The 15980-nt window shown below is 57.6% G+C and carries 15 protein-coding genes and 4 tRNA genes; 5 read left to right on the top strand and 14 right to left on the bottom strand.

Translation table 11 applies throughout. The features are described from left to right. Positions 1-113: 113 nt before the first annotated feature. The 8 genes from lon to ACVHNU_RS06730 all read right to left on the bottom strand — a co-directional run bounded on the left by lon (position 114) and on the right by ACVHNU_RS06730 (position 6985). On the bottom strand, positions 114-2510 hold the full coding sequence (gene lon, locus ACVHNU_RS06765) for an endopeptidase La (RefSeq protein ID WP_003223634.1): 2397 nt from the start codon (positions 2508-2510) through the stop codon (positions 114-116). A 162-nt stretch (positions 2511-2672) separates the two neighbouring features. Further along, complete coding sequence (clpX, locus tag ACVHNU_RS06760; protein ID WP_003223632.1) at positions 2673-3956, bottom strand: ATP-dependent Clp protease ATP-binding subunit ClpX; 1284 nt, start codon at positions 3954-3956, stop codon at positions 2673-2675. Between the two features lie 112 nt (positions 3957-4068). Next, positions 4069-4704, bottom strand: a complete 636-nt coding sequence (clpP, locus tag ACVHNU_RS06755) for an ATP-dependent Clp endopeptidase proteolytic subunit ClpP (RefSeq protein ID WP_003223631.1) — start codon at positions 4702-4704, stop codon at positions 4069-4071. Between the two features lie 92 nt (positions 4705-4796). Continuing rightward, positions 4797-6107, bottom strand: a complete 1311-nt coding sequence (tig, locus tag ACVHNU_RS06750) for a trigger factor (protein WP_003223629.1) — start codon at positions 6105-6107, stop codon at positions 4797-4799. A gap of 398 nt (positions 6108-6505) precedes the next feature. After that, a tRNA-His gene (locus ACVHNU_RS06745) sits at positions 6506-6581 on the bottom strand. Positions 6582-6657: 76 nt separating this feature from the next. Further along, positions 6658-6742 (bottom strand) — tRNA-Leu (locus tag ACVHNU_RS06740). Between the two features lie 58 nt (positions 6743-6800). Next, positions 6801-6876, bottom strand: a tRNA-His gene (locus ACVHNU_RS06735). 32 nt (positions 6877-6908) lie between these two features. Then, positions 6909-6985, bottom strand: a tRNA-Arg gene (locus ACVHNU_RS06730). A gap of 275 nt (positions 6986-7260) precedes the next feature. On the opposite strand from ACVHNU_RS06730, the gene folD reads away from it, so the two are divergent. Then, entirely contained in the window at positions 7261-8115 is an 855-nt protein-coding gene (gene folD, locus ACVHNU_RS06725; RefSeq protein ID WP_003223627.1) for a bifunctional methylenetetrahydrofolate dehydrogenase/methenyltetrahydrofolate cyclohydrolase FolD, read from the top strand. Positions 8116-8344: 229 nt separating this feature from the next. Continuing rightward, positions 8345-9283 (top strand): D-alanyl-D-alanine endopeptidase, encoded by a 939-nt coding sequence (gene pbpG, locus ACVHNU_RS06720; RefSeq protein ID WP_003223625.1) that lies wholly within the window; start codon positions 8345-8347, stop codon positions 9281-9283. Between the two features lie 150 nt (positions 9284-9433). Here pbpG and ACVHNU_RS06715 read toward each other — a convergent pair whose 3' ends face one another. From ACVHNU_RS06715 to ACVHNU_RS06705, 3 genes are all read right to left on the bottom strand, one after another. Then, positions 9434-9628 (bottom strand): hypothetical protein, encoded by a 195-nt coding sequence (locus tag ACVHNU_RS06715; RefSeq protein WP_003223623.1) that lies wholly within the window; start codon positions 9626-9628, stop codon positions 9434-9436. A 12-nt stretch (positions 9629-9640) separates the two neighbouring features. Beyond that, positions 9641-9847 carry a DUF6021 family protein gene (locus tag ACVHNU_RS06710; protein WP_201138179.1) on the bottom strand — a complete coding sequence of 69 codons (207 nt, stop codon included), beginning with the start codon at positions 9845-9847 and terminating at the stop codon, positions 9641-9643. A gap of 89 nt (positions 9848-9936) precedes the next feature. Beyond that, positions 9937-10608, bottom strand: a complete 672-nt coding sequence (locus ACVHNU_RS06705; protein ID WP_473019270.1) for a peptidase C39 family protein — start codon at positions 10606-10608, stop codon at positions 9937-9939. Between the two features lie 246 nt (positions 10609-10854). On the opposite strand from ACVHNU_RS06705, the gene ACVHNU_RS06700 reads away from it, so the two are divergent. Next, positions 10855-11010, top strand: a complete 156-nt coding sequence (locus tag ACVHNU_RS06700) for a hypothetical protein (protein ID WP_410017530.1) — start codon at positions 10855-10857, stop codon at positions 11008-11010. A gap of 72 nt (positions 11011-11082) precedes the next feature. Here ACVHNU_RS06700 and ACVHNU_RS06695 read toward each other — a convergent pair whose 3' ends face one another. Both ACVHNU_RS06695 and ACVHNU_RS06690 read right to left on the bottom strand, forming a co-directional pair. Beyond that, positions 11083-11832, bottom strand: a complete 750-nt coding sequence (locus tag ACVHNU_RS06695) for a TerC family protein (protein WP_103484112.1) — start codon at positions 11830-11832, stop codon at positions 11083-11085. Between the two features lie 29 nt (positions 11833-11861). Beyond that, positions 11862-12104 carry a hypothetical protein gene (locus tag ACVHNU_RS06690; RefSeq protein ID WP_003223614.1) on the bottom strand — a complete coding sequence of 81 codons (243 nt, stop codon included), beginning with the start codon at positions 12102-12104 and terminating at the stop codon, positions 11862-11864. Positions 12105-12333: 229 nt separating this feature from the next. On the opposite strand from ACVHNU_RS06690, the gene nhaR reads away from it, so the two are divergent. Further along, positions 12334-13233 carry a transcriptional activator NhaR gene (nhaR, locus tag ACVHNU_RS06685; RefSeq protein ID WP_045122374.1) on the top strand — a complete coding sequence of 300 codons (900 nt, stop codon included), beginning with the start codon at positions 12334-12336 and terminating at the stop codon, positions 13231-13233. Here nhaR and ACVHNU_RS06680 read toward each other — a convergent pair. Beyond that, entirely contained in the window at positions 13228-14391 is a 1164-nt protein-coding gene (locus tag ACVHNU_RS06680) for an MFS transporter (RefSeq protein WP_103484113.1), read from the bottom strand. The two genes, nhaR and ACVHNU_RS06680, sit on opposite strands and share 6 nt — an antisense overlap. A 334-nt stretch (positions 14392-14725) precedes the next feature. On the opposite strand from ACVHNU_RS06680, the gene sstT reads away from it, so the two are divergent. After that, positions 14726-15958, top strand: a complete 1233-nt coding sequence (gene sstT / locus ACVHNU_RS06675; RefSeq protein WP_473019269.1) for a serine/threonine transporter SstT — start codon at positions 14726-14728, stop codon at positions 15956-15958. Positions 15959-15980 lie beyond the last annotated feature (22 nt).

Raw genomic sequence — 15980 nt, 5'->3', positions numbered from 1 at the left:
TAAGTTTTTTGGTGAAAGCAAAAACAGTGCTGAATGGCCTACAGACACTTAAGAGCCGCTTTATAACAAGGGCTCTAAAAAGCTGTCAAGGAAGCCCCCCAGGCAAAAACGGATTAATGCGTGCTAATTCTTTCCTTTGAATCAGACTCACGTTTTTCGTCCTTGGAAACTATCTCCGGAGCCACATCCGGCAAGGGCTCCGGCGCGTATTGCAGCGCAATTTGCAGGACCTCGTCAATCCATTTAACCGGTTTAATCTGCAGATCCTGCTTGATATTGTCAGGAATCTCCTTCAGATCGCGCACGTTCTCTTCCGGAATAATCACAATCTTGATTCCGCCGCGATGAGCCGCGAGCAGTTTTTCCTTCAGACCACCAATTGCCAGCACTTGACCACGCAGAGTGATTTCGCCGGTCATGGCGACATCGGCGCGTACCGGGATCCCGGTCAATGCCGACACCAGTGCCGTGCACATGCCCACACCAGCGCTAGGGCCGTCCTTCGGGGTCGCCCCTTCCGGCATGTGAATGTGGGTGTCGCGCTTCTCGTGGAAGTCCAGAGGAATGCCCAGGCTCTTGGCACGGCTGCGTACAACAGTCAGCGCGGCAGTGATCGATTCGACCATTACATCGCCCAGCGAACCGGTCTTGATCAATTGACCTTTACCCGGCACCACAGCCGCTTCGATGGTCAGCAGTTCACCGCCCACCTGCGTCCACGCCAGGCCAGTCACCTGACCGATCTGGTCCTGTTGCTCAGCCAGACCGTAACGGAATTTACGCACGCCGAGGAAATGCTCCAGCAGATCAGCTGTCACTTTTACCGAGAAGCGTTTTTCCAGCGCGTGCTCTTTGACGGCCTTGCGGCAGACCTTGGCGATCTGACGTTCGAGGCCACGCACACCGGCTTCGCGGGTGTAGTAACGGATGATGTCGCGAATCGCTTCTTCGTCGAATTCCAGCTCGCCCTTCTTCAGACCGTTGGCGGCAATCTGCTTCGGCGACAGGTACTTGACGGCGATATTGATCTTTTCGTCTTCGGTGTAGCCCGGCAGGCGAATGACTTCCATCCGGTCCAGCAGTGCCGGCGGGATGTTCATCGAGTTCGAGGTGCACAGGAACATCACATCGGACAGGTCGTAATCGACTTCCAGATAGTGATCGTTGAAGTTGTGGTTCTGCTCCGGATCAAGCACTTCCAGCAACGCCGACGCTGGATCGCCGCGCATGTCGCTGCCCATTTTGTCGATTTCATCGAGCAGGAACAGCGGGTTGCGCACACCCACTTTTGTCATCTTTTGAATCAATCTTCCCGGCATCGAACCGATGTAGGTCCGGCGGTGACCACGAATTTCCGCCTCGTCACGCACGCCACCAAGGGCCATGCGCACGAATTTACGGTTGGTGGCGTGGGCAATCGACTCCGCCAGCGAGGTTTTACCCACGCCAGGAGGACCGACCAGGCACAACACCGGGCCGCGGATCTTCTTCACGCGCTTCTGCACGGCGAGGTATTCAAGGATGCGTTCCTTGACCTCTTCAAGGCCATAGTGATCGGCGTCGAGAATGTCTTCAGCACGCGCCAGGTCGAGGCGCACCTTGCTCTGTGCCTTCCACGGCACCTGCACCAGCCAGTCGATGTAGGAGCGCACCACGGTGGCTTCAGCGGACATCGGCGACATCTGCTTGAGTTTGTTCAGCTCGGCGGTGGCCTTGGCCAGGGCATCTTTTGGCAATCCGGCAGCGTCGATGCGCTTTTTCAGCTCTTCGATTTCGTTGTGACCTTCGTCACCGTCGCCGAGCTCTTTCTGAATGGCCTTCATCTGCTCATTCAGGTAGTACTCGCGCTGGCTGCGCTCCATTTGCTTTTTGACACGACCGCGAATGCGTTTTTCGACTTGCAGCAGATCGATCTCGGCATCCAGCAACGCGAGCACGTGCTCGACCCGGGCCGACAGGTCGATGATTTCGAGGATTTCCTGCTTCTGCTCGATCTTCAGCGCCATGTGCGCGGCCATGGTGTCGACCAGGCGGCCAGGCTCATCGATGCTGTTGAGCGATGACAGGACTTCAGCCGGGACTTTCTTGCCCAACTGCACATATTGTTCGAATTGCGACAGCAGGCTGCGCACGAACACTTCGGATTCGCGCTCGGCGGCATCAACTTCATCGATCAGCGAGACCTCGGCGCGGCAATGCCCGTCGACTTCGCTGAAGCGCTCTACAGCGCCGCGCTGCTCACCTTCGACCAGAACCTTGACCGTGCCATCCGGCAGCTTCAGCAGCTGCAGCACAGTAGCAATCGTACCTACGCGATAGAGAGCGTCTTCACCGGGATCATCGTCAGCCGGGTTTCTCTGGGCCAGCAGCAGGATCTGCTTGTCGCCCGTCATCGCGGCCTCGAGGGCTTCGATGGATTTCTCGCGCCCCACGAACAGCGGGATAACCATGTGCGGATAAACCACGACATCGCGCAATGGCAGGAGAGGCAATTCGATGGTTGTCTTCATGATTTCGCCTCTACGGCGGCCATATGGCCGTAATCAGATGGAATTAAGCTTGAAACCAAGATGGGGGCTGCCTTGAAAAAAAACAAGCGCTAAGCGGATGTAAAAAACGACATAAAAAAAAGAGGCCCGAAGGCCCCTTCTTTGTTCCGGCAGTGTGGACGCTTACGCGTCCGGCGCTGCCTTGGCCGTCGGCTCACTGTTTTCGTAGATATACAGTGGCTTGGACTTGCCTTCAATCACGCTTTCATCGATGACGACTTTGCTCACCTCGGACTGCGAGGGGATTTCGTACATCGTGTCGAGCAGCACACCTTCGAGAATCGAGCGCAGGCCACGAGCACCGGTTTTACGTTCCAGGGCACGCTTGGCGACCGATTTCAGGGCGTCGGTCCGGAACTCCAGATCCACGCCTTCCATCTCGAACAGCTTGGCATACTGTTTGGTCAGAGCATTTTTCGGCTCGGTGAGGATTTGCATCAGCGCAGCCTCGTCGAGCTCGTCCAGCGTCGCAAGCACCGGCAGACGACCGACGAATTCCGGGATCAGACCGAACTTGACCAGATCGTCAGGCTCGACTTCACGCAGGGATTCACCGACTTTCTTGCCTTCTTCCTTGCTGCGTACTTCTGCGTTGAAACCGATGCCGCCCTTGGTGGAACGGTTTTGAATAACCTTTTCCAGACCGGAGAACGCACCACCACAGATGAACAGGATGTTACGGGTGTCGACCTGCAGGAATTCCTGCTGCGGATGCTTGCGGCCACCTTGCGGCGGTACGGAAGCGACCGTGCCTTCGATCAACTTGAGCAAGGCCTGCTGCACGCCCTCACCGGAAACATCGCGGGTGATCGACGGGTTGTCGGACTTGCGGGAAATCTTGTCGATTTCGTCGATGTAGACAATGCCCATCTGGGCCTTTTCCACGTCGTAATCGCACTTTTGCAGCAATTTCTGAATGATGTTCTCGACATCTTCACCTACGTAACCGGCCTCGGTGAGGGTGGTTGCGTCGGCGATGGTGAACGGAACGTTCAGCAGGCGGGCCAGTGTTTCGGCCAGCAGGGTTTTACCGGAGCCTGTCGGGCCGATCAGCAGGATGTTGCTCTTGCCGAGTTCGACGTCGTCAGCCTTCTTGTCACGCTGATTCAGGCGCTTGTAGTGGTTGTACACCGCTACGGCCAGAACCTTTTTCGCACGCTCCTGACCGATTACATACTGATCAAGGATGCCGCTGATTTCTTTAGGCGAAGGCAATTTATGCGCGCTGCTTTCGGCCTGGGCTTCCTGCACCTCCTCGCGGATGATGTCATTGCACAGGTCGACGCACTCGTCGCAGATAAAGACCGAGGGGCCGGCAATCAATTTGCGTACTTCATGCTGGCTTTTGCCACAGAAGGAGCAATAGAGCAGCTTGCCGTTGTCCTCGCCGTTGCGGGTGTCAGTCATTCGTTCGATCCAAATCCGATAGGCTTGCAGCACAAGATGAAGGCTATTGCGGGCTTTTTCAAGCCCGCTGGTGGTCGGACCTGCCGACCAACCTTATTTTGAGCTGCTTATTTTACGCAGGACGCTGGCTGATGACTTCGTCGATCAGGCCGTATTCCTTCGCAGCTTCTGCACTCATGAAGTTGTCGCGATTGGTGTCGCGCTCGATTTCTTCAAGGGTACGACCGCTGTGCTTGGCCATCAGCGTGTTCAGACGCTCGCGAATGAAGAGGATTTCCTTGGCATGGATTTCGATATCCGAAGCCTGACCCTGGAAACCGCCCAGTGGCTGGTGAATCATCACACGCGAGTTCGGCAGGCAGAAACGCTTGCCAGGAGCACCGGCCGTCAGCAGGAATGCACCCATGCTGCACGCCTGACCAATGCAGGTCGTCGATACGTTTGGCTTGATGAACTGCATGGTGTCGTAGATCGACATGCCCGCCGTCACCGAACCGCCCGGGGAGTTGATATAGAGATGGATGTCCTTGTCCGGGTTTTCCGCTTCAAGGAACAGCAATTGCGCACAGATCAGGTTGGCCATGTAGTCCTCTACAGGACCCACCAGAAAGATTACACGCTCCTTCAGAAGGCGCGAGTAGATGTCATAGGCGCGCTCGCCACGAGCAGATTGCTCGACAACCATCGGGACCAGGCCGCCGGCGGCCTGGATATCAGAGTTCTGCTGAATATACGAATTACGGAACATGCTCTGCAGTCACTCCCAAATAGTTATGTCTTGAATACGCATAAGCCAGCTCGAAGGCTGGCTTATGTGTGTACTTCTTAACGCAAAAACAATCAGTCGGCTTTTGGAGCTTCTACCGGCTTGACCGCTTCTTCGTAAGAGACCGATTTGTCGGTCACGCTAGCTTTCTGCAGAACAGTATCCACAACTTGTTCTTCCAGCACAACCGAACGGACTTCGTTCAGTTGCTGCTCGTTCTTGTAGTACCAGGACACAACCTGCTCAGGTTCCTGGTAAGCAGAAGCCATTTCCTGGATCATTTCGCGAACGCGGGCTTCGTCAGGCTTCAGGTCGAATTGCTTGACCACTTCAGCCACGATCAGACCCAGCACTACGCGGCGCTTGGCTTGCTCTTCGAACAGCTCGGCCGGCAGTTGGTCAGGCTTGATGTTGCCACCGAACTGCTGAACAGCTTGCACGCGCAGACGGTCAACTTCGTTGGACAGCAGAGCCTTAGGCACTTCGATCGGGTTGGTGGCCAGCAGACCGTCCATAACCTGATTTTTTACCTTGGACTTGATGGCCTGACGCAGCTCACGCTCCATGTTCTTGCGAACTTCGGTGCGGAAGCCTTCCAGACCGGTTTCCTTGATGCCGAATTGAGCGAAGAACTCTTCGTTCAGCTCTGGCAGCTTTGGCTCGGAAACGGTGTTTACAGTCACGGTGAACTCGGCGGTTTTGCCGGCCAGGTCCAGGTTCTGATAGTCCTCTGGGAAGGTCAGGTTCAGAACGCGCTCTTCGCCCGCTTTAGCGCCCACCAGGCCTTCTTCGAAGCCCGGGATCATGCGACCGGAACCCAGCACCAGCTGAGTACCTTTGGCCGAGCCGCCAGCGAATGCTTCGCCGTCAACCTTGCCAACGAAATCGATGTTCAGCTGGTCTTCGTTCTGAGCGGCACGATCGGCCACTTCGAAACGGGTGTTCTGCTTGCGCAGGATGTCCAGCATTTTGTCCAGATCAGCGTCAGCCACTTCAGCGCTCAGGCGCTCGACAGTGATGCCGTCGAAACCGGCAACGGTGAACTCAGGGAACACTTCGAATACGGCAACGTATTCCAGGTCCTTGCCAGCTTCCAGCGACTTAGGCTCGATCGAAGGCGAACCGGCAGGGTTCAGCTTCTGCTCAACCACAGCTTCGTAGAAGGAGGACTGGATGACATCACCAACAGCTTCCTGACGCGCGTCAGCACCGAAACGGCGCTTGATTTCGCTCATTGGCACTTTGCCTGGACGGAAGCCAGCAATCTTGGCCTTTTGGGCAGTCTGCTGCAGACGCTTGTTGACCTGGCTCTCAATGCGCTCAGCCGGCACGGTGACGCTCATGCGGCGCTCAAGAGCAGTAGTATTTTCAACAGAAACTTGCATGGATATTCCTCGTTGCACAGACGTTAGCCGGCCGTTTCCGACCCCAGAATCAAGGGCATGCATTCTAGTGGGTCAAACTCAAGAAGTCACCCTACTGAAAACGGGTAAAAAAACAGCAGGCCATTTATAGGTGTGAATGCATCAATGCACTCCACCCCGAAGATGAATAAAGACCATCACGCCAGGGCTCTGCTTCAACCGCTTCTATATATAGAAGAGACCGCGAGCCATCTCCCTGACGGCCGATCCTGCGAACATGGCCGGTGGTCGGCACGCTGGCCGCAAGCCCATGAACACGACGAAACGCCTTGCCCTTCGAGCCGAAACCCAGCGCAACAAACCACAAGCCGTAAAACAAAAAAGGCGCCAGACTGTTAAATCTGGCGCCTTTCGAAATATGGGGTGGACGATGGGGATCGAACCCACGACAACGGGAGTCACAATCCCGTGCTCTACCAACTGAGCTACGCCCACCATATTGCGTCACAAAAAAGCCATTCAACTTCTTTGCTGAACTTCATCAGGCCTGCGGCATGAATGAAGCTTTAATTGGTGCGGATGAAGAGACTCGAACTCTTACGCCTCGCGGCGCTGGAACCTAAATCCAGTGTGTCTACCAATTCCACCACATCCGCAGATGAAGCTTTTTAAAGCAAAGGCGCCAGACTGTTACATCTGGCGCCTTTCGAAATATGGGGTGGACGATGGGGATCGAACCCACGACAACGGGAGTCACAATCCCGTGCTCTACCAACTGAGCTACGCCCACCATATCGCGTTACTTGTGCCAAAGCTGCCTAATGGCGCACCCGGCAGGACTCGAACCTGCGACCATCCGCTTAGAAGGCGGATGCTCTATCCAGCTGAGCTACGGGCGCCTTGTTAATCTGTACCCTTGGAGGACTACAAACTAAGTGCTTTCCAGCTTCGCAGAACCGTAATTCCGCTCGACCTTCTTAACCAGTGCTAGGCTGTGCCCGACAAGTGCGACGAATAGTATAGAGCGCCCTTTAGGTCGTCAAATCTTTTTTGAAAAAAATTCATTTAATTAAAGGAGTTAGGGGAATTTGCTGACCAAGCGCCTTTGCCCTCACCGCCTGACATGCGAGAATGCGTTCTCTTTTTTTCCCCTCTCGATGGTTAATCACGCGCAATGACTGCACAACTAATCGACGGCAAATCGATCGCCGCCAGCCTGCGCCAGCAGATCGCCCAACGAGTTGCCGAGCGTCGCCAGCAAGGCCTGCGCACTCCCGGCCTCGCGGTGATCCTGGTCGGCAGCGATCCTGCCTCTCAGGTTTATGTCTCGCACAAGCGTAAAGACTGTGAAGAGGTCGGCTTCCTCTCTCAAGCCTACGACCTGCCTTCCGAAACCACTCAAGAAGCACTGACCGATCTGATCGATCGCCTCAACGACGACCCGGCCATCGACGGCGTATTGCTGCAATTGCCGCTGCCGGAGCACCTGGATGCCTCCAAACTGCTGGAGCGCATCCGCCCGGACAAGGACGTCGATGGTTTCCATCCTTATAACGTCGGCCGCTTGGCCCAGCGCATTCCGCTGCTGCGCCCGTGCACTCCGAAAGGCATCATGACCTTGCTGGAAAGCACCGGCGTTGACCTTTATGGTCTGGATGCGGTGGTGGTTGGCGCGTCCAACATCGTCGGTCGCCCGATGGCGATGGAACTGCTGCTGGCCGGCTGCACCGTGACCGTCACGCACCGCTTCACCAAGGATCTGGCCGGCCACGTTGGTCGTGCCGATCTGGTAGTGGTAGCCGCCGGCAAGCCAGGTCTGGTCAAGGGCGAGTGGATCAAGGAAGGCGCGATCGTGATCGACGTCGGCATCAACCGTCAGGACGACGGCAAGCTGGTCGGTGACGTGGTGTACGAAACCGCCCTGCCCCGCGCCGGCTGGATTACTCCGGTACCGGGCGGCGTTGGCCCGATGACCCGCGCCTGCCTGCTGGAAAATACCCTCTACGCGGCAGAAACCCTGCACGCCTGAGTCGTTTTTTCGCAAAACAGGAACCCCGCCGCGTGCGGGGTTTTTTGTTCCTGAGAAAAAACTCTAACCGTTCGACGGAAACCCCTCTTTTCACAGGCCTTTTCACGAGATTTTCAGGTCATTCAAACAACCATCGACAGTTCTTCAGCCATACTCCTAAAATGCGCCGTTTCTAAGAAATAACCCGTTACAAAATAACGGAATATCCAACCTTTATGAGTTCGCCCGCGTGAAAATTCGTCTTTCGATCCTGAGCCTGTTTTTCGCTTTTTCAGGCACATTCGTCACGCCAACCGTCAACGCCGCTGAAACCACCGCCGCGCCGCGCGACGCTTCGCAACTGAAGATCGCCTCCGGCAGCGCCCTGCTTATGGATTTGCAGACCAATAAAGTCATCTATTCGAGCAACCCGGATGTGATCGTGCCGATCGCTTCGGTGAGCAAGTTGATGACTGGCCTGGTAGTGGTCGAGGCGCACCAGAACATGGACGAATGGATCGACGTCGACATCAGCCACACGCCGGAAATGAAAGGCGTGTTCTCCCGAGTCAAACTCAAGAGCGAACTGCCGCGTCGCGAGATGTTGCTGATTGCCCTGATGTCCTCGGAAAACCGCGCAGCCGCCAGCCTCGCCCACCATTATCCGGGTGGCTATGCCGCGTTCATCGCGGCAATGAATGCCAAGGCCAAAGCGCTGGGCATGACCAACACCCACTATGTCGAGCCGACCGGTTTGTCGGAACGCAACGTTTCCACCGCCCGCGACCTGAGCAAACTGTTGGTGGCCGCGAGCAAGCATCCGATCCTCAGCGAGTTGACCACCACCAAGGAAAAAACCGTGTCGTTCCGCAAACCCAATTACACCCTGGGTTTTCGCAACACCGACCATCTGGTGAACAAGGCCGACTGGGACATCAAGATCACTAAAACCGGCTTCACCAACCCGGCGGGCCATTGCCTGGTGCTGGTGACGCGGATGAGCAACCGTCCGGTCGCTCTGGTGATTCTCGATGCGTTCGGCAAGTACACCCACTTCGCCGACGCAAGCCGTATCCGCAGTTGGATGGAAACCGGCAGGAGTACCAACGTGCCGGCGGTGGCGCAACAATACAAGGCGGAGAAAAACCTCAAGGGTCGCCAGAGCGGCGTGGTCGAAGCCTCCAAGTAAAACGACGCACTCAACTGTGGCGAGGGAGCTTGCTCCCGCTGGACTGCGCAGCAGGCCTTTTCTTTTTAAAAAAAAGGTTCGCTACGCGCCCCAGCGGGAGCAAGCTCCCTTGCCACAGAGGTATTCAGCCAGTTGTTGAATACCCGTTATTCAATCATTGGGTAACGGCATTTTGTCGTCGTCCGGAATGCCGTCACCAGCGCTCGGATCTGGCGTCATCACATTAGGCCGCGCCAGCGGATCACGCAGCGGGCTGTCAGGGTCCAGCACGGGGTCCAGCTCTTCCTCGGGCGTGGTCGGCACACTGTCCGGATGTTTATCGTCGAAACTGGAATCGGTACTCATACGCACCTCACTTCAAGGTTTCAGATCGGCTAACGGGTCATAGGGTTTGGCCGGGCGCTTGCTGTCTTCGCCGGACTCCACGTCCTTCGGCGCCTTCGCGGGGCCAACCGGATCGACCTGCGGATCGTCGAGGTCCGGCGAGTCCGGGTCGAAGCCCAGTTCGTGACCAGAGGAATGCTCGCTCGAGTGCGGGCCTTTGGGGGATGGGGAATCTGCCATGCTCGCCTCCTGAATCACCCGCCAATTCGGGCTCTATCATTAAGAGGCGTGCCGGGCGTGAGGGTGCCCGGCAGATGACGAACGGAAGTTTAATGTGCTGCCAGCGCCTTTTTCGCTTGCGCAGCTTCACGCTCCTGCCCTGCCTGCGCCAGCTCGTCCGCAGCCCTGAGCCAGCGTTGACGGTCGACTTCGGCGGGAATCTGCGACGGTTTCTGGATCAGCACCGCCCAGCCACCCGACTTCTCGAACGCCGACTCAAAGGAACTGAAACTCATCAATTCGCGATGGTTCATGCCGGCGCGCAACAATACTTTCTGCTTGCGTCGGTCGTAACCTGAGAGGATTGCGTAACGCGGTTCAGCCCAGAAGGCCGAACCCTCGCTGAATCGCACCATCACCGGATAGCCGGCCGCGACTTGGGTCAGCAAGGCTGGCAGGTTGCTGTCCAGCGGGTACACGACCATCCCGTATTCACGCGCGAGGCTCTGCAGGTTCTGTTGCAACTTGTCTTCGGCGCCCGGCAGATGCAGCGGCTTTTCCAGCAAACCCGGGGTGATCACGATGCCCTGCTGCGACAACAGGCTCGCCAACACCTGCGGCCCGCTCTGGTTAGCCTCGCCGCGATAAAACGTACCACTGAGCTCGACCCGCTCCGGCAAGCGCTTGACCTGCGGCGCCACACTGCCCGCACACCCTGCCAACACCGCCGCGCATCCGGCTACCAGCAATGCCGCACGAATTCGAGAAAATAACTGGCCCATCATCGCTCTCTGTTCAGACGCCGGTCATCTTGTTCCGGCAAAGCCCCGATCATAGGTCGACACAGGTCAGCGGTATAGCCTTAAACGGCAGATGCAGTGCTTACATAGAGCAAAGTGATTGGTCACCACCGACCTTTGGTCAATAGCTTGAAACACGCCAATGACTAGACTGTCAGTGAAAAAGACTGAAATGAAAAAAGTGGGTGCCCGATGCAGGGCAAAGAGGAGGCACTGATGAGCCTGACCATGACTATCGTAATGCTGATTGCCGGCTGGCTGGCTGTGGCCACCGCCATGTTGTGGGGCGTGCTGCGCATCGCCCGGCGCCACCATCATCCGCTGCCGCCTGTGGCGGTCGAGAAACCGCAAAAGCACAACGCACGCCACGCGACCGCGCACTGAAAGCCGAAAACCTTCCCCCGTAAAAAAGCCCCCTGAACTCAAAGGTTCAGAGGGCTTTTGACTGGTCAGCGATTACGCCTGCTCAGCCAGTTTCCTCTGCTTCGCCCGGCGCGACATCATGTTCAGCACTTCAATTGCTGCCGAGAACGCCATCGCCGCATACACATAACCTTTCGGTACGTGGGCGCCGAAGCCTTCGGCAATCAGCGTCATGCCGATCATGATCAGGAAGCCCAGCGCCAGCATCACCACCGTCGGGTTGTCGTTGATGAACTTGGCCAGCGGCTCAGCCGCGAACAGCATCACCATCACCGACACCACCACCGCGATCACCATGATCGGCAAGTGTTCAGTCATGCCCACCGCGGTAATGATGCTGTCGATCGAGAACACCATGTCCAGCATCAGGATCTGACCGATCGCGGCAGCGAAGCCCAGAGTCACAGTCGATGTCGCGGTTTTCGGGTCTTCCGGCGCCGGGTCCATGCTGTGATGGATCTCGGTCGTGGCTTTCCACACCAGGAACAGACCACCGGCAATCAGGATCATGTCCTTCCAGGAGAACGCCTGACCCATGATTTCGAGCACAGGGGCGGTCAACTGCACGATGAAGGCGATGGTGCTCAACAGGGCCAGACGCAGGATCAGCGCCATGCCGATACCGATTCGACGCGCCTTCTGCCGATGCTGCACGGGCAGTTTGTTGGTCAGGATCGAAATAAAGATCAGGTTATCGATGCCGAGCACGATCTCCATCACCACCAGTGTGGCCAAAGCAACCCAGGCGGCGGGGCTGGCGGCGAGTTCTAACAGATATTCCATGGGTCAGTCCTGACTCTTCGTATGACGGTTTAGATGTTCTTGGAGGACGATTCGGATTTTTCCGCATCTTTTTCCGGTGCTTCTTTGTTCTCGATCAGGCCGCCGGTGGCGTCACTGAGCGCCTGTTCAGCAGCCTTGTGCGTATCGTCGATTGCCTGTTTGGCGCTTTCGGCGGCCTTGCCCATCAATTGCTGAGCGCTTTTCTCGGCCTGATCGCAACCGGCCATAAGCAGTAAAGACGTAAACATCAATGCAGGGATTGTGTATTTCATGAGGCTTTCCTTCGAATGAACAGACAGGGTCACAGACCGCCCGTCGATGGCTGGGCATTTTAGGGAGACAAACACTTCAGGAAAATTCGTATTTTTAGCGGCTATACTTCGGCTTTAACGAACTATGACTACTAGTGTAGGAGCTGCCGAAGGCTGCGATCTTTTGATCTTGCTTGAAAAAATCAAAGATCGCAGCCTGCGGCAGCTCCGACAAAGGGGGACGCGGCGGATGCTGAATTACCGACAACTGCATTACTTCTGGGTGGTCGCCAAGACCGGCAGCATCGTGCGTGCCTGCGAGCAACTCAACCTGACGCCGCAAACCATCAGCGGGCAGATCTCGCTGCTCGAACAAACCTACGGCATTGAACTGTTTCAACGGGTCGGCCGGCAGCTTGAGCTGACCGAAGCCGGACGCCAGGCCCTGCCCTACGCCGAGCAGATGTTCCAGCTGGGCGGCGAGCTGGAATTGATGCTGCGCGCCCAGCCCAATGAACAGCAGATCCTGTTTCGCGTCGGCGTGGCGGATGTGGTGCCCAAATCCATCGTCTATCGCCTGATCGCACCGACCATGGAGCTGAACGAGCCGCTGCGCATCACCTGCCGCGAGGACAAACTCGAGCGCCTGCTGGCGGATCTGGCGATCCAGCGTCTGGACCTGGTGATTTCCGACAGCCCGATGCCGTCGCACCTCGACATCAAGGGCTACAGCCAGAAGCTTGGCGAATGCGGGATCAGTTTCTTCGCCACCGCAGAACTTGCGGCGCAATACGGGGAGGATTTTCCGCGCAACCTCAACGGCGCACCGCTGTTGATTCCCGGGGCGGAAACCGTGGTGCGCAGCCGTTTGCAGCGCTGGTTCGCCGAGCAGCAGATTCAGCCGCGAATCGTCGGCGAGTTCGATGACAGCGCCCTGATGCAGGCCTTCGGCCAATCGGGCAGCGGGATTTTCATCGGTCCGAGCGTGATTGCCGATGAAGTCAGACGCCAGTACGGCGTCGAAGTGATTGGCCAGACCGACGCGGTGACCGAGTCGTTCTATGCCATTTCGGTGGAGCGCAAGGTCAAGCACCCCGGCATCGTTGCGATTACCGAAGGTGCCCGACGCGAGCTGTTTACGGCGTTATGAAGCCTGCGCGCACTCTTCGCGCGGCTTGAGCGTCATCAGCACCATGGCGAGGAACACCGACAACAGAATGAATCCGGCAGCGGCGAACCCCAGAAAGCCGAGGCCGGCACTGTCGATCACCCGACCGCCGATCATCGCGCCCAGGCCGATCCCGAGATTGGCCCCGGCGATATTCAACGAAGCGGCAAACGCCGGTGCCTGCGGCGCGGCTTTCATCAGACGCACATGGCTGACCAGGAACAGCGCAGCCTGAGTGATGCCCCAGATGCCCATGGCCACCGCCAGTCCCACCGTCGAATGAATGTTCGGCACCAGCGACACCATGCCGGCAATCATGAACGCGCAGAACAGCACAGAAGCGCCCAGCGGATGACGATCCACGGCGCGGCCGCCCAGCGAGTTGCCGATCAGCCCGACCGCACCGAAGCCCATCAGACACCAGCCAACCACCGTGCCGTTGAAACCGGCCAGCCGTTCAAGAATGTCGGCCAGATAGGTGTAGGCCGTGAACATGCCGCTGAACACCAGAATCGACAACACAACATGGCCGATCATCAGCGGGTTGCGCAGGATCTTGAACTGCGAGGCGAAGCTGACCTGATGCTGGTGCAGACTGGTTTTCGGCAGGTACACCAACAGCAACAAGGCCTTGGCGAAAGCGATGACCGCCAGAATCGCGAACGCGCTGCGCCAGCCGAACGCATCGGAAATCAACGTGCCCACCGGAATGCCGAACACCGTCGCGCAAACGATGCCGAAGCCGATCTTGGCAATCGCACGGCCAGCGTAATCCGGACCGACGATGTCCACCGCCGTCTCACTGGCCAAGGCCCAGAACACCGGCAGACCGAGCGCCGGGATCAACCGGGCGATCGCCATGACCCAGATGTTCGGCGCCAGCGCCGCCACCGTGTTGGCCAGGCCGAACATGATCAGAATGGTGATGAACAGCTTGCGCCGCTCGAAACGGGCGAAATACGCGGTCAAGAATGGACCGAACATCGCCACGGTGAAAGCGAATAAAGTCACCAGCAGACCGGCCTGCGGAATGGTCACCGCCAGGTCTCGGGCGATTGCCGGCAACAGGCCGACGATGACGAACTCCGTGGTCAGCACCGTGAAGCCGGCGGCGGACAACAGAAGAATGGGCAACAGCATGAGCAACTCCAGCAAAACGACGACACCAGCGATGACCGAGAGGCCCGCTGGCAGACTATGAAAATGAGGATGGCGAATCTTAACAGAGTGTTTCCGGGCTGACTTGCACAAACCTGCCGACTTGCCGATCAATCCGGTGGCAGATCGTCACAGGCCTGAAGGATAAGGCCTGCCCTGTGATAAAGTCCGCGCCCCGAAAAACGTACACCCTGATCAACGACCTGTTTAATGGCGTTGATGTCGCGTCAGCCCTTTCGTTTCGTGCCGGTGACCTGCCCCCGATGTATCACCGGTTTCACGCAACCCTGAACCGTATAAAAACAGAGATGCCGTCATGACTGCTTCATCCCTCTCTCTCCTGCAACGCCTGAAAAACCTCAGCCTGGTCACACAGATCCTGATCGGCCTGATTGCCGGTATTGCCTTGGCGCTGTTCGCTCCGGAAGCGGCGAAAGGCTCGGCGTTCATCGGCAAAGTGTTTGTCTCGGCGCTGAAAGCCGTGGCGCCGATTCTGGTGTTCGTGCTGGTGATGGCGTCGATTGCCAATCACAAGCACGGTCAGGAAACCCACATTCGACCGATCCTGTTCCTGTACCTGCTCGGCACCTTCGCCGCAGCCGTAGTCGCGGTTGTCGCCAGCATGGCATTCCCCTCGCATCTGGTGCTGTCCACCGACAATGTCGCGGTGACCGCGCCGGGCGGGATCTCCGAGGTTCTGCAGAGCCTGCTGCTGAGCGTGGTCGACAATCCGGTCAGCGCGCTGATGAATGCCAACTTCATCGGCATTCTGGCCTGGGCGATCGGTATGGGCGTTGCCATTCGCCACGCCGGTGACACCACCCGCGAAGTGCTCGGTGACCTGTCCAACGGCGTGACGCTGATCGTGCGCGTGGTGATTCGTTTCGCGCCGCTGGGCATTTTCGGTCTGGTGGCATCTACCCTTGCCACCTCTGGCTTCGGCGCGCTGATCGGTTATGCGCACCTGCTGGCCGTGTTGCTGGGCTGCATGCTGTTCGTCGCGCTGGTGATGAACCCGCTGATCGTGTTCTGGAAACTGCGTCGCAACCCGTACCCGCTGACCCTCAAGTGCCTGCGCGAAAGCGGGATCACCGCGTTCTTCACCCGTAGCTCGGCGGCGAATATTCCGGTCAATCTGGAACTGAGCAAGCGTCTGGGCCTGCATGAAGACACCTACTCGGTATCGATCCCGCTGGGCGCGACCATCAACATGGCCGGCGCGGCGATCACCATCACCGTGCTGACCCTGGCGGCGGTGCACACCCTGGGCATTGCCGTGGACATCCCGACCGCGATCCTGCTCAGCGTCGTCGCGGCGATCTGTGCCTGTGGCGCCTCGGGTGTGGCCGGCGGTTCGCTGCTGCTGATTCCGCTGGCGTGCAGCCTGTTCGGCATTCCGAGCGAGATTGCCATGCAGGTGGTGGCGGTCGGTTTCATCATTGGCGTGCTGCAGGATTCGGCGGAGACTGCGCTGAATTCGTCCACCGATGTGCTGTTCACCGCTGCTGCTTGCCTGGGTGAAGAAGCGAAAGCCCAACGCACCGCATAACCCCTACAAAAAACAAAAGCCC

Source organism: Pseudomonas sp. Ors-4-3C (assembly GCF_055755035.1).
This window is presented reverse-complemented; position numbering and strand designations above follow the sequence as displayed.

Excerpts from the sequence above, each read along its gene's own strand:
- clpP (WP_003223631.1), bottom strand. The coding sequence starts at position 4,704 with ATGTTCCGTAATTCGTATATTCAGCAGAACTCTGATATCCAGGCCGCC.
- ACVHNU_RS06700 (WP_410017530.1), top strand. The coding sequence starts at position 10,855 with ATGACTATCGTAATGCTGATTGCCGGCTGGCTGGCTGTGGCCACCGCC.
- lon (WP_003223634.1), bottom strand. The coding sequence starts at position 2,510 with ATGAAGACAACCATCGAATTGCCTCTCCTGCCATTGCGCGATGTCGTG.
- ACVHNU_RS06710 (WP_201138179.1), bottom strand. The coding sequence starts at position 9,847 with ATGGCAGATTCCCCATCCCCCAAAGGCCCGCACTCGAGCGAGCATTCC.
- ACVHNU_RS06680 (WP_103484113.1), bottom strand. The coding sequence starts at position 14,391 with ATGCTGTTGCCCATTCTTCTGTTGTCCGCCGCCGGCTTCACGGTGCTG.
- tig (WP_003223629.1), bottom strand. The coding sequence starts at position 6,107 with ATGCAAGTTTCTGTTGAAAATACTACTGCTCTTGAGCGCCGCATGAGC.
- sstT (WP_473019269.1), top strand. The coding sequence starts at position 14,726 with ATGACTGCTTCATCCCTCTCTCTCCTGCAACGCCTGAAAAACCTCAGC.
- ACVHNU_RS06690 (WP_003223614.1), bottom strand. The coding sequence starts at position 12,104 with ATGAAATACACAATCCCTGCATTGATGTTTACGTCTTTACTGCTTATG.
- ACVHNU_RS06715 (WP_003223623.1), bottom strand. The coding sequence starts at position 9,628 with ATGAGTACCGATTCCAGTTTCGACGATAAACATCCGGACAGTGTGCCG.
- nhaR (WP_045122374.1), top strand. The coding sequence starts at position 12,334 with ATGCTGAATTACCGACAACTGCATTACTTCTGGGTGGTCGCCAAGACC.
- ACVHNU_RS06705 (WP_473019270.1), bottom strand. The coding sequence starts at position 10,608 with ATGGGCCAGTTATTTTCTCGAATTCGTGCGGCATTGCTGGTAGCCGGA.
- folD (WP_003223627.1), top strand. The coding sequence starts at position 7,261 with ATGACTGCACAACTAATCGACGGCAAATCGATCGCCGCCAGCCTGCGC.
- clpX (WP_003223632.1), bottom strand. The coding sequence starts at position 3,956 with ATGACTGACACCCGCAACGGCGAGGACAACGGCAAGCTGCTCTATTGC.
- ACVHNU_RS06695 (WP_103484112.1), bottom strand. The coding sequence starts at position 11,832 with ATGGAATATCTGTTAGAACTCGCCGCCAGCCCCGCCGCCTGGGTTGCT.